Origin of the sequence: Streptococcus sp. A22, assembly GCF_043674215.1 — a bacterium.
Classification (GTDB): domain Bacteria; phylum Bacillota; class Bacilli; order Lactobacillales; family Streptococcaceae; genus Streptococcus; species Streptococcus suis_V.
In genome coordinates this window covers 27,271-47,303 of record NZ_JBIMJQ010000006.1, presented here as the reverse complement: position 1 = coordinate 47,303, position 20,033 = coordinate 27,271, and the positions used below count along the sequence as shown (strand labels likewise).

The 20,033-nt window shown below is 38.7% G+C and carries 16 protein-coding genes and 3 pseudogenes; 6 read left to right on the top strand and 13 right to left on the bottom strand.

Annotation, left to right across the window (positions count from 1 at the left end):
• The first annotated feature begins 3 nt into the window (after positions 1–3).
• On the top strand, positions 4–303 hold the full coding sequence (locus ACHBHN_RS03725; protein WP_105110673.1) for a DUF3270 family protein: 300 nt from the start codon (positions 4–6) through the stop codon (positions 301–303).
• A 123-nt stretch (positions 304–426) separates the two neighbouring features.
• On the opposite strand, the gene ACHBHN_RS03720 is transcribed toward ACHBHN_RS03725, so the two are convergent.
• The 9 genes and pseudogenes from ACHBHN_RS03720 to ACHBHN_RS03680 form a co-directional block, all read right to left on the bottom strand.
• Positions 427–1,158, bottom strand: coding sequence for a GntR family transcriptional regulator (locus ACHBHN_RS03720; protein WP_105110672.1), 732 nt, complete (start codon positions 1,156–1,158; stop codon positions 427–429).
• 152 nt (positions 1,159–1,310) lie between these two features.
• Positions 1,311–2,984, bottom strand: a complete 1,674-nt coding sequence (locus tag ACHBHN_RS03715; protein ID WP_394733627.1) for a recombinase family protein — start codon at positions 2,982–2,984, stop codon at positions 1,311–1,313.
• 503 nt (positions 2,985–3,487) lie between these two features.
• Positions 3,488–3,892: a hypothetical protein gene (locus ACHBHN_RS03710; protein WP_142998733.1), complete on the bottom strand. Its 405-nt coding sequence runs from the start codon at positions 3,890–3,892 to the stop codon at positions 3,488–3,490.
• 252 nt (positions 3,893–4,144) lie between these two features.
• Positions 4,145–6,283: a heavy metal translocating P-type ATPase gene (locus ACHBHN_RS03705; RefSeq protein WP_394733626.1), complete on the bottom strand. Its 2,139-nt coding sequence runs from the start codon at positions 6,281–6,283 to the stop codon at positions 4,145–4,147.
• 19 nt (positions 6,284–6,302) lie between these two features.
• Positions 6,303–6,440: pseudogene (locus tag ACHBHN_RS03700) on the bottom strand (CopY/TcrY family copper transport repressor); the annotation flags it as partial.
• Positions 6,441–6,448: 8 nt separating this feature from the next.
• On the bottom strand, positions 6,449–7,891 hold the full coding sequence (locus ACHBHN_RS03695; RefSeq protein WP_394733625.1) for a multicopper oxidase family protein: 1,443 nt from the start codon (positions 7,889–7,891) through the stop codon (positions 6,449–6,451).
• Positions 7,892–7,908: 17 nt separating this feature from the next.
• Positions 7,909–8,358 (bottom strand): CopY/TcrY family copper transport repressor, encoded by a 450-nt coding sequence (locus ACHBHN_RS03690; protein ID WP_018381135.1) that lies wholly within the window; start codon positions 8,356–8,358, stop codon positions 7,909–7,911.
• A gap of 464 nt (positions 8,359–8,822) precedes the next feature.
• A complete protein-coding gene (cadX, locus tag ACHBHN_RS03685; RefSeq protein WP_000711078.1) occupies positions 8,823–9,161 on the bottom strand; it encodes a Cd(II)/Zn(II)-sensing metalloregulatory transcriptional regulator CadX in 339 nt (112 codons plus the stop codon).
• Between the two features lie 11 nt (positions 9,162–9,172).
• Positions 9,173–9,787 (bottom strand): CadD family cadmium resistance transporter, encoded by a 615-nt coding sequence (locus ACHBHN_RS03680; protein ID WP_024389446.1) that lies wholly within the window; start codon positions 9,785–9,787, stop codon positions 9,173–9,175.
• Between the two features lie 110 nt (positions 9,788–9,897).
• Here ACHBHN_RS03680 and ACHBHN_RS03675 point away from each other — a divergent pair.
• Positions 9,898–10,011 (top strand): annotated as a pseudogene (locus ACHBHN_RS03675) (IS3 family transposase); the annotation flags it as partial.
• A gap of 1,363 nt (positions 10,012–11,374) precedes the next feature.
• Complete coding sequence (locus tag ACHBHN_RS03670; RefSeq protein ID WP_394733624.1) at positions 11,375–12,847, top strand: plasmid recombination protein; 1,473 nt, start codon at positions 11,375–11,377, stop codon at positions 12,845–12,847.
• 320 nt (positions 12,848–13,167) lie between these two features.
• Here the strand turns inward: ACHBHN_RS03670 and rlmD are convergent.
• Positions 13,168–14,517, bottom strand: a pseudogene (gene rlmD, locus ACHBHN_RS03665) (23S rRNA (uracil(1939)-C(5))-methyltransferase RlmD); the annotation flags it as partial.
• Between the two features lie 37 nt (positions 14,518–14,554).
• On the opposite strand from rlmD, the gene recX reads away from it, so the two are divergent.
• From recX to ACHBHN_RS03650, 3 genes are all read left to right on the top strand, one after another.
• A complete protein-coding gene (recX, locus tag ACHBHN_RS03660) occupies positions 14,555–15,331 on the top strand; it encodes a recombination regulator RecX (RefSeq protein WP_394733623.1) in 777 nt (258 codons plus the stop codon).
• 76 nt (positions 15,332–15,407) lie between these two features.
• The gene (locus tag ACHBHN_RS03655) at positions 15,408–15,941 is read left to right on the top strand and encodes a DUF402 domain-containing protein (RefSeq protein ID WP_105110663.1); all 534 of its coding nucleotides are present in this window, start codon (positions 15,408–15,410) and stop codon (positions 15,939–15,941) included.
• 60 nt (positions 15,942–16,001) lie between these two features.
• Positions 16,002–16,319 carry a DUF960 domain-containing protein gene (locus ACHBHN_RS03650; protein WP_105122486.1) on the top strand — a complete coding sequence of 106 codons (318 nt, stop codon included), beginning with the start codon at positions 16,002–16,004 and terminating at the stop codon, positions 16,317–16,319.
• A 38-nt stretch (positions 16,320–16,357) separates the two neighbouring features.
• Here the strand turns inward: ACHBHN_RS03650 and ACHBHN_RS03645 are convergent, their stop codons facing one another.
• From ACHBHN_RS03645 to glyQ, 3 genes are read right to left on the bottom strand one after another with little or no spacing between them, the layout of a single operon-like run.
• A complete protein-coding gene (locus tag ACHBHN_RS03645) occupies positions 16,358–16,615 on the bottom strand; it encodes a DUF896 family protein (RefSeq protein ID WP_099833091.1) in 258 nt (85 codons plus the stop codon).
• Positions 16,616–16,624: 9 nt separating this feature from the next.
• The gene (glyS, locus tag ACHBHN_RS03640; protein WP_394733622.1) at positions 16,625–18,661 is read right to left on the bottom strand and encodes a glycine--tRNA ligase subunit beta; all 2,037 of its coding nucleotides are present in this window, start codon (positions 18,659–18,661) and stop codon (positions 16,625–16,627) included.
• The gene (glyQ, locus tag ACHBHN_RS03635) at positions 18,661–19,578 is read right to left on the bottom strand and encodes a glycine--tRNA ligase subunit alpha (protein WP_002939388.1); all 918 of its coding nucleotides are present in this window, start codon (positions 19,576–19,578) and stop codon (positions 18,661–18,663) included. Before glyQ ends, glyS begins: the two co-directional genes overlap by 1 nt.
• Positions 19,579–20,033 lie beyond the last annotated feature (455 nt).

Sequence of the window (20,033 nt, the reverse complement as noted above, 5' to 3'; positions counted from 1 at the left end):
GATATGGCACTTAGACAATATCGGCCTGACCAAATCCCCACTGAAGAGTATATCCCGAAAGAGAAACAGGCCCCTTATCAAGCGTACCAAGCAAGAGAATCCAGTCTTCCACGAATCAATGAATTATTATTTTTTGTGAATATTGTTGTTTTTAGTATTTTGACGGTTCTAGCAACTTACGTGTATCTTTCGCTGAACATCCCTGCCTTCCTGTCCTTCTGCTTGGCTATTCCAAGTGGTTTTATTGGCATGCAACTGCTCAAATACTCATCAAATAAAATATTTAAACGATTATTCTCGTAAACATCACCTGAGGGCTCAAAGCCCTCTTTTTCTTGCAAAAAAGCCAGGGCAGTAATACTGTCCTAGCTCGCTGTCTTCGTTAAAAAACTAATATTGATTCAATAGCCTTGAAGTAGAAATCCACTACTCTTGACGGACGTGGCTAATCTTATATCTGAACTGGTCTGCCCGCGCAATACTAAAGGTAAACTCAATAATCTTATTTTTTTGATTGTAGGTCTTCCGAGTGATATGAAGAACAGGACTATTGTTTTTAATGCCCAGGACCTTGGCCTCATGGTCTAGTGCAATACTGGCATAAAATTCTTCTTCTGCCAGCCGAATGGTTTGATTGTAATCTTCAGCAAATATTTCATAGAGCGGCATGTGATTAAGGCGCTCTTCAGTCATTCCAGGTACAACTTCAGCTGGAATATAAGTCTTTTCCAGCATCATTGGAACATTATCAGCTAGGCGAATCCGTTCTAATTCAACGATGGGCTCGTTGATGTCGATTTGCAGCTGCTTGGCCAGATACTCGGACGCATTTTTCTCAAGCAACGACAAAATCTGGGTCTTTGGAACCTTGCCGATTTTCCGCATCTGCTCTGTAAAACTATAGGCAGAGGACAAATCAACAGCAGGCTCTCTTATCTCTGAAACATAGGTTCCCTTGCCATGTTTTTTATAAACAAGTCCCCTTCTTTCCAATTCTTGAATTGCAAGGCGGACTGTAATCCTACTCACCCCATGAATATGGGTTAACTCGCGCTCAGAAGATAATTTATCATTCGGCTCCATGGTATTCCGAATCTTCATCTCCAATTCGTCTACCAATTGTAAATATAGCGGTTTGTCACCTGCTTCGGTAACCATATTATCACCTCTTTCATTGGTTATAACCACCATTAGTATAGTAAAAAAACGTTCGGAAATCAAGAGTTTGTAGGGATTTTCCCTACTTTACATTTTTTAGGAAAATTTCAAGAAAAATGTCGGTAAATCATCCGTGACTGCCAGTAATAGACTCATTTCCTCACCAACTTAACCACCGCTTCAACCGGTGTACTATTGTCCAAACTAATTTCTAAGTCTTCCTCAATGATTGGAAGCTTGAAATGAATGGCTTTTACCCAACGCCCTGCCTCATTTTTTTCATCATAAATCTCGACTTTTTCAATCAACATCTGACACAATCGCTTCTTGTCGATATCTTCCATGACGTCCATAAATGATGCAAAGTTAACTAATATTTTATAAATATTATCAGCGGTCATTTTATCTTTTAGGATTACCTCTCGTTTAGATTCACTTGTCTCAATTAGCATTTCTACATCTGCTAATTTATCATAAATAGTATTTAATCTCATATCTAAATCAATTGACTTTTGCTGAAAATGAGGATCTTCAAAATTTAAGGAGTCAATCTGTTGGATTAAATTCATTTTAGTTGCACTTAATTGGCGAAAGAGACTTTTATATTGTTCAATTTCACTGTCTATCCTACTTGTATCAACCTGAATATTTATTTTCTCTTGCAGTTTTCGTGCAAAATCAGGTCTTGAAACTAACTTACTAATGATTGATAATACTTCATGGTCTAAATTTCCTGTTTTAAGCTGTTTATTAAATGTGCACTTATGACCATCTACATGTTTTCTATGTTTACAAGCATAGTAGTAATAGTTTTTATAGTATTCATCTTTCTTATTTTTATTTCGCTTGATACTTTTATTTCCATAAAGCCCAGCATTGCATAATGGACATTTTATCAACCCTGAAAGTATATAGATAGAATCGCCCTTGTTTGGATTCTCACGTTTATACTTATGGGCATTAGCTTCTCGTTTTTTCCTCACTTTTTTCCAAGTCTCATCGTCAATAATTGCTTCATGGATTCCGTCTGTTAGAATATAATTTTCAGACTGCGTGACTTTCGTTTCACCAGAAATTTTATCTCGAGTGCTTTCACGCCGTCCAAAAGCAATTTTTCCATTGTAAACTGGATTGTCTAAGATTCTTGCAATGCCACTTGATGAAAAATATGGAAGCGTACTATTGTGTCGAATTGGTTTCTTTATATCTAGGTTGGCTAAATGCTTGGCAATAGCTATAGTGCCCATATCACTGTTGGCAAATAAATCAAAAATCATCTTTACGGACTCAGCTTCTTCATGATTTACTTGTAATTGACCATTAACAAGGGAATATCCTACAGGCGCAAATCCACCATTCCATTGACCAGCTCTCGCTTTTTGTCTACGACCTTCCATAGCTTGAGAAATAATATTCTCTCTTTCCATTTCAGCAACTGCCGACAAGATCGTAATAACTAACTTTCCTGAATCCTTTGAACTATCCAGTCCATCATCAACGCAAATCAGATTTACACCATGAGATTCCATAATAGCTAGAGATTTTAAAGTATCCGCAGCATTCCGACCAAAACGTGATAATTTGAATACAAGTACATAGTCCACCTTATCTTTCTCTGCTTCGATGTCTGATATCATGTTCATAAATTCCGTTCGTCCTAGCATGGTTTTACCAGATTTCCCAGCGTCTTGATAGGTTTTCACAATCTCAATATCAAAAGCATTGGCATATTGCTGAATTTTTGCTTCTTGAGCATCTAATGAAAATCCTTCAACCTGCATAGTCGTAGATACCCTTGTATAGATATAGGCTTTCTTTCGCTTCATTTAATTTCTCCTTGAAAAGTTTGACCAAAAAATACCCTTATAATCTTAAAGGTATTTTAACTCTTTTTAGAAAAGAATACAAGCAACTACTCATCAGTATACAGGTTTTCTTCCTTGATTGGTAAATTTGAGCAATCAATGTTGTCTCCATATTTCAGAAGCATTTCTTCCAAAAATCTCACTAGTTCATCCATAGATGACCTCCAAGTGAAATTATTTGACTCTGATTCCTCATTACAAAAGGCAGAAGTAGTTGCTTGTAGAAATGTAAATCATGTAAGTTCATGATAAACTCCTTCTATAACTCAACTATATTCTGCCATTTTTTGGAAATTATAAAAAAACCGTTAATGAATTTGATATTAGTTTTAATTCCATGCAAAAATCTTCTTACAGAAGGTAAGAAGATTTTAGTTTTAAAACATTGTTAGATGTGTACTAGAAGTATATATACAGTACGATTAAACACAACTCTTGTCAACATTTTAAAAATTATTATCCACTTAAAAAATTGCCTCATTCATCAACTTCATTTCATAAGGAATTAGCTTTGAACTTATTTGCGAAATATTATCCTTTAGATATTGGATAATATTAGGATAACCAGTTAACTCCTCTGGTAATTTTACTTTCTTGACTGCTGAACAAGGTACCCCATAATCAATTAAGAATTGTAATCTTTCATCAACTTGTTCATTTTCTAATAAAGCAGCAAACACGCTATAGTCCCCGCACTTCATTTTTGATTGGCTAAAAACATATTTTTGAATAGAATCAACAACAGCAAGAAGCTTGGGAATCTCAAAATTTGCATCAGTTCTCTGAAATTTCAGCATATAATCGATAGCCCGATCCAAAGGATCTTTCTTATTTTTTTTAACATAGTAATCGTATTGTTCATAAATCAATTCTTTGAATGATAGATTTATATATTTCAAGGCTGTTACTGCTTTATTTTGACTATAGCCATACTCATCTCTATGCTTCAGGTACTTATATCCTAAAAATAATCAGTTCTATAATAAATTAAAAATCGTGTTGGTAGAAAAATCGTCTACTTCTACCAACACGATTTTACAAAGAGCCAGTACTTACATCTCTTTTTCTCCTGTAAAACTATTGTATCTTGATACTTTAAGGAGTTTCAATCATTCGATCTGTTAACCGTTATTTTTTGGATCTAAACTTAATAACATAGCATTAATGGCGACGATGACTGTTGACACAGACATTAGGATTCCTCCTAATGCAGGGCTTAATGTGATACCAATAGGAGCCAAAATTCCTGCAGCTAGAGGGATAGCTATAAAGTTATAACCAGCTCCCCAAAATAGGTTTTGTTTCATTTTACGAGTTGTTTTGTGTGCTAATTCAATGAATGATTCAATATCTCCTGGATCGGATTGAGTCAATATGACATCAGCTGAATCCAATGCAACTTGAGTTCCAGCACCTACAGCTATACCAACATCTGCTAAGGCAAGAGAAGGAGCATCATTTACACCATCACCTACCATGATAACTTTCTTTCCTTCATCTTTAAGTGTTTTAACTAACTCATATTTGTCTTGTGGAGATTGATTTGATCTATACTCAATCCCTAAAACTTCTGCCGCGCCTTGAGCCGCTTTTTCATTATCACCTGTTGCCATAATTGGTTGAATATTGTTCTTTTTAAGAGCTTTAATTAACTCTTTACTCGTTGGTTTTAATTCGTCCCCTAAAGCTACAGCACCAATGGCATCATCGTTTTCTACTAAGACACTAAGAGTTGCTCCTTTTGGAATATCCATATCAAGATTACGTCCATAGGCTTTTTGACTGATTAATTGGTAACGGTGCCCACCTGCTTTACCCTCTACTCCAGAACCGGAAATCACATCAATCGAATCAAAAGATGCTGGACGTATATCTTGCTGCTCGGCGAACCTTATAATTGATTGAGCAATTGGGTGGCTAGATCCTCCTTCAATACCTGCCAATAAGGCAATGATTTCCTCTTTTGTATATTTGTCATTAAGAAGTTTTACATCTAATACTTTAAATTCACCAGTTGTTAAAGTACCCGTTTTATCTAAAATTATCACATCTGCATCTTGAGCTATTTCTAAGGCTTGGCGGTCTTTTACTAGTAAGCCACGGCTAGCCCCTAAGCTTGTGCTTCGGGCGGTTACCAATGGAATAGCCAGACCCAATGCGTGCGGACAAGCAATAACTAATGTAGTAATAGTAAATATAACTGCCGTTGGGATATCTCCAATAATCATCCACACTACAAAAGCAATTAGCGCGACAATAACAGCAATATAGAAGAGCCACCCTGCAACCTTTTGCGCAATATTTTCTGCCCTGGAAGGCTGACTTTGAGCTTGGCTAATTAAAGTCTGTACTTGAGAGATAAAGGATTGATCACCTGTCTCATTCACTTTAATATAAAGAACCCCTTCTCCATTTGTTGAGCCTCCGATTACTTCATCGCCAGGACCTTTTTTAACTGCTTTTGATTCTCCAGTCAAAAGAGCTTCATTCACACGTGATTCGCCACGCTCGATAGTTCCGTCTGCTGGCACATTTTCTCCGGCTTGAACACGAATTAAATCGCCTACCTGTAAGTCAGTAACTGGACGTATTTCAATTGAATCATCTTCTAACACAACGTGAGCATCTTTTGGTACCAACTTAGCCAATGCTGCTTGTGCGTCTCCTGCTTCTCCAATAGCTTTCATCTCAATCCAGTGACCTAATAACATGATTAATAATAATGAAGCAAATTCAAAGAAAAAGTCCATCACGTGTCCACCCGTTACGTAGGTAATGATAACAGCATAAATACTGTATAAATATGAAACACTTATACCTAAAGAAACTAGAGCCATCATTCCAGGTTCTTTTTGTTTAAATTCGTCAACTGCGCCTTGATAGAATGGACGTCCACCATAAATAATTAATATAGTAGATAAAATAGCTACTACAATATCAGAATATGGAAAAGTAAACTGGAATGGTAGGTCAAACCCAGCCATAGGGGATAAGAGCATAATAATGATTCCTAGTGGCAATGATTTTAAGAAAAGTTCCTTAAAGTTACCGTGATGATGGTGTTCATGCCCTCCGTGATGCCCACTGTGGTCATGCCCACTGTGCCCGCTGTGCCCGCTGTGATCATGCTCAGCATGATGTTCTTGATGTTGATTCTTATGGTCTCCATGTTCTTCCGTGCTTACGTGCTCATGTTTTGAATGATCCATGTCGCCATGATTATGGTGACAGTGGGATAAATGTTTGTTGTTATTGTTCATTTTAAATTCCTCCTTATTCTTAATGATGATGTAAATGACACTCGCATTGTCTTTCTGGACAATTGCAATCCACTTCTTCTACTGCGAAAGATTTTTTTATCTCTAATATTTTTTCTAGTCGATCTATATCATCGAAGCTTGAGACATGATCTTCAATATTATTTATTATTCTACTTTAATTTGTCCCATCATACCTGCTTCTTCATGTTCAAGAATGTGACAGTGGTACATATAACTACCCTTCTTATTAAACTTAACTATAAGTCTTACTTTTTCGTTAGGCTCAATATAAACAGTATCTTTCCATCCGCTCTCCTCTGGAGAAGGCGCATTACCGTTTCTTGATAGAATTTGAAACTGTGTGCCATGAATATGGAATGGGTGCCCCATTTCATGCATCATAGATCCTGGGTTTGTAATTTCCCAAATCTCTGTATCTCCAAGCTTCACTATTTCATCAATTCTATTCATATCAAACTTTATACCGTTTATTGATACCATTTGACCCATACCTTGAAGCTCAAAGCTTCTTATCTTAGTAGCTTGTGCTTCTGACATTCTTTCTATATTCGTTAAAGTGCTAGGTACTTCAGTATCATCTTTCCCATCGCCTTTAACATTAAAGGTCATAATGGCTTCCTTATTACTCATAAGTGATAGCTGCGTTCCCTTTTCATACTTTGAAAAGTCCACTATTATCTCTGCTCTTTCCCCAGGTGATAACATAATATTTCTCTGGCTAACCGGTTTTTCTAAAAATCCACCATCAGATGCTATTTGATAGAATCCATCTCTATTATCTAACTTCAAATTAAAGTTACTTGCATTAGCACCATTAACTATTCTAAATCTCATCTTGACTCTATTAACCTCTAAATTAGGTTTAATAGCTCCGTTAACTATGATAGTATCCCCTGTTGCTCCATCCATCATATTTGTATTATAAATAAAACTGCCGTCCTTGCCAAAGCTTCTATCTTGAATTACTAAAGGTATATCATTTACTCCATATTCCTTAGGAATATTTAAGCTTTTTGATACTTCATCATCCACATAGAATAGTCCTGCTAAACCTTTATAAACTTGGGTAGCAGTATTTCCTCCAAAGTGCGGATGATACCACAATGTTGCAGCCTGTTGATTTACTGTAAAACTAGGCTCCCAAGTTGTTCCTGGTTCAATTCCTTGATGAGGGCCCCCATCCTTTTCTCCTTCTACCTCTAGTCCATGCCAGTGAACTGTAGTTGCTTCTTTTAGCTTGTTATTTACGTGCACATTTACTTGCTCACCTTTACTTACTCTGATGACAGGGCCTAAGAAACTTCCGTTGTAACCCATAGTTCGTGTCTTGGTATTTGGTAAAAATGAAGTTTCTCTTTCTTGAGGTTCTAAAGTAAAATCCGCAATATTAGGATCTGGATTTTTATCCTCTAATAGTGGTGGTATAGGAAGTGTACTTTTTGTTTTACTTGTTTGAATATCTATATTAACTGCACTCTGGTTTATTTTAAAATAACTAATCATTGGTTCTAAAAGTGTAATATATCCAACTGCAGTTAATACGACTGTAAGTCCAATACCTAATAACATATGTTTATTCTTACTCATTTTTATTCCTCCTTATGTTAATGATGATGTAAATGACACTCGCATTGTCCTTCTGGACAATTGCAAGCCACTTCTTCTACTGCGAAAGATTTTTTTATCTCTAATATTTTCTCTAGTCGATCTATATCATCGAAGCTTAAGACATGATTTTCAATGATGCTTCCTATTACATTTCCAACTTTCTTATTGCAAATACGGTTAAAAATATCTTCTGCATAATCCCTTACGGCTTCTTTCTCTACAATATTGGCAGTGTAAATAAACTTTCTACCTTCTTGCTCTGTATTTAGTACGCCTTTTTCAACTAATCGACCTAAGATCGTTTTGATAGTGGATTCTGTCCAGTCCATTTTTTCTTTCAATACAGAGATGACTGTTTTACTAGTTACTCGATCATTTGCCCAAACTACACGCATTACTTCCCATTCAGCATCTGTGATAGAAGTATTAAGTTCTATTGTGCTCATTTTCCTTTCCTCCTTGTCGTTTACAAATGTAAACGAATGTGTTCAAAACAAGTCTACTATTGTAAACGAAATTTGTCAAGTCTTTTTATTAAATTCTCACTTTTTGGGGTCAGTCCCTTAAAACTGAAAGTTTTAAAATGAAATTAGCCATCTACCTATACTGTGAGATGAAGGCTACGACTCATTCTGATAAGTCATCGATTTCATTTGATGACAGGTTTGGAGCTGTTAGGCAAATTTGCCAAGGCTAATCATAGCCTTGCTTTAGCCCAAAAAAGACATCCAAGAGATTTCTCTTGAATGTCTGTAAACGCTGATATAATCGTAGGTCGCTTTGCTTTAAATTATACTTTTTTCTTAAACATTTGATACGAGTAGGTATTTCTTGTGAGTAATTTTCATCAAAAATTTCATATATAATCTTCCTATAATCATGGAAAAGTAGAAAGTAGTAAAAATAGTTGTTATCCTAGTTGATTAAAAAAATCTCTGATTTCCTCATCTTTTATAAAATAATATATAATTTTCCCCTCTCTTCTAGTGTCCAAGATGTTTTGATTGGCTAGTTTACGAAGATGGTGGGAGGCAGATGCCATACTGAGATTTAGTAAACAGGCTATATCGCAGACACAGAGTTCTTCAACAGCAAGGAGATAAAAGATGATATTTATCTGTTTATTATCGGTAAACTTTGATAAAATGCGAAGTGATTTTTGAACTTTTTCCTTTTCAAGGTAGTTCGTTGCGGTTGTAACATTTTGTTGATTAATAACATCCACTTGACAGATACTATCTTTTTTCATAATTTTTTCTCCTAGCCTAACACAGCCCATAGCATGTCAAAGCTGTTGTTTTCAATCAGGATATACATCCCCAATCCTAAATAGACAACGGCAATAAACCATCTGCTATATTTTTCCAAAGTTTCTCCAACAGAAGGGACTTGTGACAATTTTTGGGCAGAAAAAACCAAGAGATAAATCATGACTAGAAAGGTCAGTAAAGCCACTATCAAATTCGCTAAATTTAAGGTAGTAAAATATGGGACAAAGACACCAATATTGTCAGCACCACAACTTGCAAAAGTAATCATAGCGACTAGAAAAATCAGGTTTTTATTATCTTTGCTCAAACCTTCTTTGGCAATAGCTTCTCCATCAGAATCTCCTAAAAGCAAAACTTTGAGGCCTAGGAAAATTGGAATCAAACCGAGCAAACCTAAAATCTCTTTACTAGGAATATAATCTAAGACAAATGCAAAAAGCAAACTTAGCAATATTAGACTAACAGAGCCTAGAAATTGTCCTAAATAGATGTTAATGATGTCTTTTCTGCTTTTTCTTTTGGCAAAAAATAACATTAGGATAATAAGTAAGTCTACGGCTGTCCCAGAATACAGGATTATTGAAGTAACAATATTTTGAATCATAAAACACATCATTCAAATATATTTTTGAATGTATTCTAACATTAAACTTTATAGATGTCAACTTAAAATCCACCAATTAATAATTGCATGTCAATATTTGTATTGTGTAGTTTCAGAAATATATTGTAATTCAAATTGTAGAAAATTACATCAAATATTATAATGAAAAAAGAATCCAACAAAAATTGGACTACCTGTCTCCGGTTGAATACCGGAGACGGTAGCCCTAGGGTGTTTTTATTAAATTCTCACTTTTTTGGGGTCAGTCCCACGACCGTTGATTGAGTTTAAAACTATTTCGATTTATGAGCCATTGGAAATCTCGTATGATGAATATATGTCTAATTGCAAACATTAACTAGAGTAATAGCCTAGTTAATAAGCATGGGAGGGAGTTATAAGATCTCTCTTTTTTGTCTGCGCTGTTCGCGGACAAATCGCACGTTGATTCGTGCGACGGGCGAAGACCATTTTTTGCTGATAATTTTAGCGCAGCTGAAATTATCAGCAAAAGATGGGCAAGCAAAAATTGCGTGAAGCAATTTTTTCGGTGCGTAGTTCGCGCCGATTTTTTCGAGGCCACTTTTGTGGGCCGAAAAAGCAGTGAATTTTTTGAACCGTGAGGGTCAAAAAAGGGGTGCAACCCATAGCCCTCGGCAGAGCGTTTGTAGTTTTGATGAACCGTAGGGTTGTCAAAACTACAAAAACGTTACTTTTTGACAAAAAGTAACAAAAACCTCTGTTACTTGCTTCTCAAATTTTTTTAATGAAAATCATTGAGTCTAATTTATTTGGCGAGGAATAGCGGAGCGCCTCGCCGTTGCTCGCTATTCGAGTAATCATAACACAAAATTTTAAGATATTGATAATTTAGAAATTAAGATACCAATCTTAAATAATCCCTTTTCTACAAAAATAATGGGGTCATTTATCTATCCATTTTTTAAGTAATAATGGGTAACTTTATAAAACCATTATCTGTTAAAGGATGGATTACTTTATTGGTCCGCTATTTTTGAAAACATGGGCTTCTTTATTTACCCATTTTTTATAGAATATGATCTTCTTTATCTACCCATTATTTTAGAGAACGTCGTCTTCTTTATCCACCCATTATTTTAGAAAATATGGTCTCCTTTATCTACCCATTATTTTAGAAAATATGGTCTCCTTTATCTACCCATTATTTTAGAAAATATGGTCTCCTTTATTTACCCTTTATTTTAGAAAATATGGTCTCCTTTATCTACCCATTATTTTAGAAAATATGGTCTTCTTTATTTACCCTTTATTTTAGAGAACGTGGTCTTTTTTATTTATCCAAAATTACATCTAAAATAGTTAACTATACAAAACCATTATTTGTTTACATATGGATTACTTAAATAATCCACACAATTTTCAACTCTAGACTTATTCATTAGCCATTGCCATATCAATTATTCCCACAAATTTCTATGCTCAATAATATGACATTAATAATTAATTACATGATTCTAGAATATTCATCAACAAATTAATGCTCGAATTTTTTAAATTCGGTTTTTTGGCATACTCATAGTAAATAAGTAATAAGGAGCAATAGGAATGCCTAGCTTAACTATTTCATTTAAAACAAATCCGAGAATGACAAACATTCGACATAATAATCGAGATTTAACGGAAAAAGAATGGAAGAGTCCAGAACATTCACACATTCTTAGAAATAAAAGTCACCAAAATATTGTAGTGAAACAATTAGATATTCGAGAGCTATATGAAAAGGAATTTGGACCTGCTTTAAAGGAATATAATGAAAAGCAGAAAAGAAAAGATCGAGAAATTAAGGATTATTATAAACATGTTGGTAAACTTGATACCTTAGATCAACAGAGAGAGTTTATCATTGGTATTGGATCAAAAGCGGATTGGGATGAATTACCAGAAGGATATAAACTCAACATTGGGTCATATTTAGCTAAATATGCGCAAGATTTCGAAAAACGTCATCCACATTTTCGTGTTTATAATGCAGTAGTGCATCTTGATGAAAAAGGTGCTCCGCATTTACATCTAAATGTAGTTCCTGTCGCAACTGGTTACAAAAATGGTCTTTCTAAACAGCCCAGCTTTTCAAAAGCATTGAAGCAAGAGGGATTTACGGAAAAAGGAAAATTTCAGCTGATGGCTTTTCGCAACAACGAAATTAAAGTCCTAGAGGGCTTGTTGAAAGAAATGGCAGTTGAACGTAAGCAAGTAGGTACGAATAATATTAAAGATATGCGTGAGTACAAAGAAATGATGGCTAAACTTGAAGCAGAAAAAGAAAAGAAATTGAATGAGATTAAAGCTGAAATCACTTCTGAGGTCTCAAAAGTAGAAAAAGAATTTGCAAAAAAGAAAGAGAAGTTGAATACACTTGAAAAAGAGATTGATAGAAAAACACAATCAATTGAACAATTTGATAACACCATTCATTTAAAGCAAGAGTCAGTTAATAAGTTAGATAAGATGTTTGAAGCAAAAGTTGGCAAAGTTGAATTGTTATTGGCACAGGAAGAAGCTGTAAATGCTATCAACGAACAATTATTAAAGGATATTGGAATTAAAGAGGATAAGAATTACCTATTTACAAAAGATTTTAAAGTGGAAGAACGTGGACTAATTGGAAAAAAAGAAAAATTCGCTGTTGTACCTTTGAAAATTTTTGAAAAAATGTTATATCAAGCAAATACTAAACCTATGAAACAAATTTTAGACGATTTTATTGATAAAGTCTTTAACAATAGTATAGTCAAAGGATTGAAACAGAAAATTAGCCAGTTGACAGGCGAATTAAAAAGAGCCAGGGAGCAGCTTCAACATGAGAGGTCAGTACGCATTGCTGAACAAAAAGAAGCTGAGAAAAAAATGGATTCACTATTGAAAGACGTCCAACCTGCAATAAACTTTTACGACGATTTTCAAAAATATCTCACAGAAAATGATAAGAAAAAAGTATTTGAACGCATCGAAAAACACAAAAAGTTACACCAAAAACAAATAAGTAAAAATCGCAATACAAATGATTATGAACGTTAAAAAGTGCAGAGCAATTCTGCACTTTTTAATTTATTTAATTACTCAATCATTCTAAACCAACTTAAGGCATCGATGATAGCTTGTTCTTTTTTGGGCGGACAATTTGGAACTCTTTGATTTTCTTTCTTAGAGTGATTATAGTTCTCTCGCTCAGTTATCCCAAGTTTCCTTTTAACTTGAGCAATGTTAAGAGTAGATACTTTTAATTCAAATTTTCTAAAGACATAATCTTTGATTTCTGAATAAGTGGCTTCCTTCTTGACAGAAATGTCTTTGAGGTCATCTTCAGTGATTTCAAGATCAATATGATGGTTGATATCTCGTTTGGACAACTTAACCACCGCTTCTGTCCGTGCAGTATGTGGGAACATATCAACGGACTGGATGTATTCTACATCATAAACCTTGGCCAATTTTGCCAAATCCCGTGCCAGTGTCGACACGTTGCACGAGACATAGACCATCTTAGCTGGCTTGTAGTGTAAAATGGTGTCCAGCAACTTATCATCCAGACCTGTTCGAGGAGGATCCACTACCAAAGCATCTGCCCGATAGCCGTCCTGGTACCATTTAGGAATAATATCTTCTGCCTTGCCCGCCTCATAGTGGGTATTTTTCAGTCCCAGACGTTCAGCATTTTTTCTAGCATCTTGAATAGCTTCCGGAATAATATCCATTCCCCGAACCGACTGAACCTTTCTTGCAAAGGCAAAGCCAATGGTTCCGACGCCACAGTAGGCATCAATCAGATGCTCCGTCCCATCAATATCCAGCGCCTTGACAGCCTCGCCATAGAGAACTTCCGTCTGCTGCGGGTTTAGCTGGTAAAATGCCCGAGGTGACAGTGAAAATTCATAGTCCAAAACAGCCTCGGAAATGGCTTCTTGTCCCCATAAAATCTCCGTCCGTTCCCCGTAAATCTCGCTGGATTTGGACTGGTTCCAGTTGAGGGCAACGGTGACAATGGCAGGAAATTGCTTCGTCAATTGCTCAATCAATCGCGTCAAATTGACCTGGCAAGAGGTGACGAAAATCAGCTGCACCTGGCCAGTCTGGCGGGCCCTGCGAACCATCACCGTCCGAATCCCCTGCTCTCTTCGCTCATTGTAAATAGGAATCCGATGCTTAGTCAGTAAGTCTGACACGGCATTGATAATGGTCTGGGTTTCTTCATCTTGGACTAGACAATCTGTAATCCCAATCAAGCGGTGGCTACCTTCTGCGTAGAGCCCAGCAGTCACCTTGCCCTTAAAGGAGCGGGTCTGGAACTGCAGTTTTGCTCGGTAGTGGGTGGGCTGGTCCATGCCGATGGTCGGACGGATGTCAAAATGTTCATAGCCTGCTGGTTTGAATTTTTTCAGGGCTTGTAGCAGCAAATCTTGCTTGAAGTCCAGCTGCTTGTCATAGCGGAGGTGCATAATCTGGCAACCACCACAGGCCTGGTAAATCTCGCAAGCTGGCTGGACACGAAACTTGGACTCTTTATTGATTTTCAGAAGCTTGGCCTGGACAAAATTCCGCTTGACATCGGTAATTTGACAATAAATCTCTTCTCCCTTGAGAGCGCCAGGGACAAAAACGAGAGTTTTCTGGTAAAAACCGATACCTTCGCCGTTAATGCCCATGCGCTTGATTTTTAGAGGAATTCGTTGGTTTACTTGTAGATTCATGTTTCTATTTTACCGAAAATTCCTGTATAATGAAAGAATGAGAGTAACAAAGATTGAAAAGAAAAAAAGGCTCTATTTGCTGGAGCTGGATAGTTCAGATAAGCTCTATATCACTGAGGACACCATTGTACGCTTTATGCTGACCAAGGACAAGGAAATTTCTGAACAGGAGTTGGCGGAGATTCGGGACTTTGCCCAATTTTCTTATGGGAAAAACCTGGCTCTTTATTTTATTTCCTTTAAGCAGCGGACCAAGAAGGAAGTGGCTGACTATCTGCGAAAGTACGAAATTGATGAGAACACCATCCCAGCGATTTTGCGCAATCTAGAGGAGGAAAACTGGGTCAACGACCTAGCCTATGCGGAAACTTTTGTTCGGCAGAATAGCTTGAACGGGGACAAGGGGCCAGCTGTCCTTCGGCAAAAATTGCAGCTCAAGGGTCTTGAAAAATCCCTGATTGACCAGGCACTGACAGATACAGACTTTTCTGAGCTAGCGGCAAAGGTTGGAGACAAGATTCTACGAAAATATGGCCACAAATTGCCTCTCCGCGCCCTGCAGGATAAGATTGCCCAAGGACTGGTGACTAAGGGATTCTCCTATGGACTGGCCAAAAGCGTGGTAGCTAACTTGGACTTGGACAGTGATGAGGAGGCAGAAGCCGATTTGTTGGAAAAAGAACTGGACAAGCAATACCGCAAATATAGCCGAAAATATGAAGGCTATGAGCTTCAACAACGTCTGACCCAAGCCCTGGCCCGAAAAGGCTATGATTACGGTGACATTCGTTCGGCTTTACGCGACTATCTATGACAAAAATTTCGCCCAAGTGCCAAAAATATGATATAATAGTCAAGATAAATTGTAATAGTAGAAAGTTGGTAACAAGGTGAAATTACCAAAAGAAGGCGACTTTATTACAATTCAAAGTTATAAACATGATGGTGAAATTCATCGCGCCTGGCGTGACACCATGGTACTAAAAACAACAGAAAATGCCATCATTGGAGTCAATAATCATACATTAGTCACTGAAAATGATGGTCGACGTTGGGTGACAAGAGAACCTGCTATTGTCTATTTCCATAAAAAATATTGGTTCAATATCATCGCCATGATTCGAGAGAACGGGGTTTCTTACTACTGCAACCTTGCCAGCCCCTATGTCCTAGACAATGAGGCTTTGAAGTACATCGACTATGACCTAGACGTAAAAGTCTTTGCGGATGGAGAAAAGCGATTGCTGGATGTAGATGAGTACGAGCGCCACCGGAAATCGATGAATTATTCGACGGATATTGACTATATCTTGAAGGAAAATGTCAAAATCCTGGTAGACTGGATCAACAATCAGCGTGGTCCCTTCTCTCCAGCCTATGTCAATATTTGGTACAAACGCTATTTAGAACTGCGAAATCGATAAAGTCATTCATAAAGAAAATCCTGTTTTGCAGGCTTTTTTCTTACCTGAGAGGAGGTCACTATGGCATTTCAAGAGACAAAAGGGCGCTATGCCAGCTTCGGCGTCGTCACTTCCCTTCCTGGCGAAGTGATTGACCATTTTTGGTTTATCATTGATAATTATTTAAAAGGAGTCCTACCCTTGAAAAAGGTTCTGCGTTTCTCCCTGAAAAATCGCAAGGGCAAACTCAGCATTACCTTTTCACAGGAAGGCTATAAAGAGGTTCTCACCATTGATTTCCAAAACAAATTCGACCCCTTCTTCCCGTCAACAGTATTGGTATTCGATAAAGAGGGGCAAGAAACCGTCGCCCTGCCGAAGGAATTGAATTATATATAGCAAAAGACTTGAGCCGAAACTCAAGCCTTTTCTTTGTCTTAGGAATTAGGATCATCCAAACTACGGCCATGCAAGCCCTTTTCACGTTGGACTTGGCGGAGTTTCTCAGGTGTCACATCATTGCCGTCTTCATCGACAACCTTGATACCTTCAACATGGGCACGCACACTACGGCGGTAGCCCTCGATGTACTCCTCACGAAGAGCCGCCTGTTCCTGCAACTCCGCTTCTGTCAAGCCTTCCGCCTTTTTCTTTCGGGCCAATTCATTGATGCGATCGATTTTTGCTTGTTCCATTTTTGCCTCCTACTTACTGTTCAAGAGATTGAAGACTGCTACTACAGCAGCCTTATCCGCCAAGGCTTTCAATAAAGCCAAACGGTTGGCTTTAACCGCCGCGTCGTCTACCATGACCATGGTATTGTCGAAGAAGGCTGCGATGACTGGGCTGAGAGCAAAGAGCTTGTCCAAGTTGCCCGCCATGTCTTCCGTCAATTCCAAGCCTGCCACTGCTGCAGCAAGGGCTTTCTCCTGCTCATTTTCAAAGAGGGCCTTGTCAATCGCAGTCGCCTCCGCCTTTTCAGCCAAGTTGAAGACCCGTGACAAGTTTTCCACGGCTTCCTTGTAGTCAGCCTCTTTTGATTTTTGGAAAATAGCAGAGCTGGCTGCCAGTTGCAGTCTAACGACAAAGGTTGAGCTGGCCAGTACAGCCTCACGGATGTCTTTCGGAATAGCCTTATCCATCATTTTCTCTACACGGGCACGGATAAAGTCCATAACAGCTGGCTGGTTGTCATAGGTCAAGCTAGCAAAGTTCAAGCTGTAGAGCTCCGCAATCAGCTGATCCAATGGAATTTCCCAACCAAAGGCTTCCAAGATCCGCACGATACCCTGTGTTGCACGACGAAGAGCGTAAGGGTCGTTTGAGCCAGAAGGAATCAAGCCTACTGAGAAGAAAGATAGGAGGGTATCAAATTTGTCAGCCAGTGCCAAGACCGCACCGACCTTGCTCTCAGGCAATTCGCCTTCTGCTGAGTTTGGCAAGTAGTGCTCACGGATTGCTGCTGCCACCGCAGGTTTTTCCCCTGCAAGAAGGGCATACTTCTCACCCATAATCCCTTGCAATTCATCAAACTCGCCGACCATGCCTGTCAAGAGGTCAAACTTGTAGATGTCTGCCGCACGCGTCACATCTGCTTTTTCATCCGCAGACAAGCCTGCCAGGTCAGCCAGTTTTTCTGCGATAACTTTGGTGCGTTCCATGTGCTCGTAAAGTGAGCCAATTTTCTCATGGAAGGTTACGACTTTAAGACGGTCCACCAAGTCAGCAATCTTGAGTTTTTGGTCTTCACGCCAGAAGAATTCGCCATCTTCCAAACGAGCCACCAAGACTTTTTCATTTCCTTTGATAACATTGTCAAGGTGTTGGTCGTTACCGTTGCGGACGGAGATGAAGTTTGGCAAAAGCTTGCCAGATTTATCACGCACCACGAAGTAACGTTGGTGATTTTTCATAGAAGTTACCAAGACTTCCTCTGGCACTTCTAGGTATTTGGTGTCAAAGGAACCCATAAAGGCAGTTGGATACTCGACCAAGTTGAGAACTTCATTGAGCAAATCTTCATCAATCTCAACTGTCACATTGTGTTTGTCCTCGATAGCCTGGATTTGCTCGACGATCATATTTTGACGCTCTGCAGGGTCTGTAATAACAAACTGTGCACGCAAGTCAGCCTCGTAAGAATCTGCACTTGCAATCTCAGTTTCATTTCCAAGGAAACGATGACCACGGCTGATGCGAGCTGATCTAATGTCCAAGAAATCCATATTCAATGCTTCATCGTCCAAGAGAACGGTCAAGGTGTGGACAGGACGGATGTAGGCGAATTTGTTGGACGCCCAGTTCATGCTGACAGGGAAGGTCATAGCCTTCAAGACCTCTGGAATGCCCGCCAAGACTGCCTTTGCTGGCTGACCCGCTTCATGCTTGGTCACATAGACATACTCTTCGCCCTTGATCTCGCGAAACTCGATGTCAGCTGTCGTCAAGCCTTTGCCACGGACAAAGCCCTCAGCCGCCTTGGTGAAGTTCCCATCTGCATCCAAGGCAATCTTCTTAGCAGGACCCTTGAAATCTTCTGTAAGATCCGTCTGCTGGTCTGCCAAACCACGCACACGAACAGCCAAACGGCGTGGCGTTGAAAAAACATCAATGCTGTCAAAAGCCAAGCGATTGTCTGTCAAAAAAGTCGCCATGCGGTCACGCAACTGGTGCATGGCTGGGGTTACGATGTAGGCAGGGATTTCTTCCAAGCCAAGTTCAACAAGTAAATTCTTTGTCATTATTCTGCGTCCTCCTTCAACAATTCTGCTCGTGTTGCTTCATCCAAAAGTGGGAAGCCAAGTTTCTTGCGCTCTGCCACAAAGGTTTTGGCAACGACACGGGCAAGGTTACGGATACGGGCGATATAGCCTGCACGCTCGGTTACAGACACAGCTCCACGGGCATCGAGCAGGTTAAAGGTATGAGAACATTTGAGCACATAGTCAAAGGCTGGGTGAACCAAGCCCTCTTCCAAAGCCCGCTCTGCTTCTTTCTCAAACTTAGTGAAGTTTTCAAGGAGCATGTCTTGGTCGGATACTTCAAAGGAATATTTTGAATGCTCATACTCTGGCTGGATAAAGATTTCACCGTATTTAACACCGTCAGCCCATTCGATATCGTAAACGGAGTCAACCTCTTGGATATAGGAAGCCAAACGCTCCAAACCATAGGTTACTTCGGCTGTGACAGGACCTGTCGCCAAGCCACCGACCTGTTGGAAGTAGGTAAACTGCGTGATTTCCATACCATCCAACCAAACTTCCCAGCCAAGACCAGCTGAGCCTGTTGAAGGGTTTTCCCAGTTATCCTCAACGAAACGAATGTCATGTTCCAAAGGATTGATGCCCAAACGCTCCAAAGACTCCAAGTAGAGTTCTTGGATATTAGATGGAGATGGTTTCATAACTACTTGGAATTGATGGTGTTGGTAGAGACGGTTTGGGTTTTCCCCGTAACGACCATCAGCAGGACGACGAGAAGGCTCCACATAAGCCGCATTCCAAGGCTCAGGCCCGATAGCACGCAAGAATGTGTATGGGCTCATGGTACCCGCACCCTTCTCCGTATCATAGGCTTGCATGAGCAAGCACCCCTGCTCATTCCAAAATTGTTGTAAGGTCAAGATAATTTCTTGAAAAGTAAGCTTTTTTGACATATTGTTCTTCTTTCTATTAGATGATTTGGTGACGTTCCAGTTCTTAAAACGACATTTTTTTAAGAACCGGAACTAGTGCATAGGCTAGGAAGTTCGCCCTAGCGACTTCCGTTTGTCAGCCTGACTGACGGAGAAAGGAGGCTACTGACAATGTCTAGGTGAAATTTTTGACATAAAATCCTCTTTCTTTAAATACCATCTTTTAGTTTGCTTTTAGTACTAGACAACGAGCTGCAGGCTGTACTGGAGTACGGCAAAGCGAGCTCAAACAATAACAATTGTTTGAGGTTGGTAATGAAGAAACGGAGTTTCATCATTCGTCGACGTAGTAAAAGATAAACCGAAAGATGTACAGGTGCGAAAAAGAACCACCTTCTCTCCCCCCTGCCTTGCGACATAGGGGCGTTGAGAACGCGGTTCCACCCTAATTTATTACTTCATTTTATATAATTTTT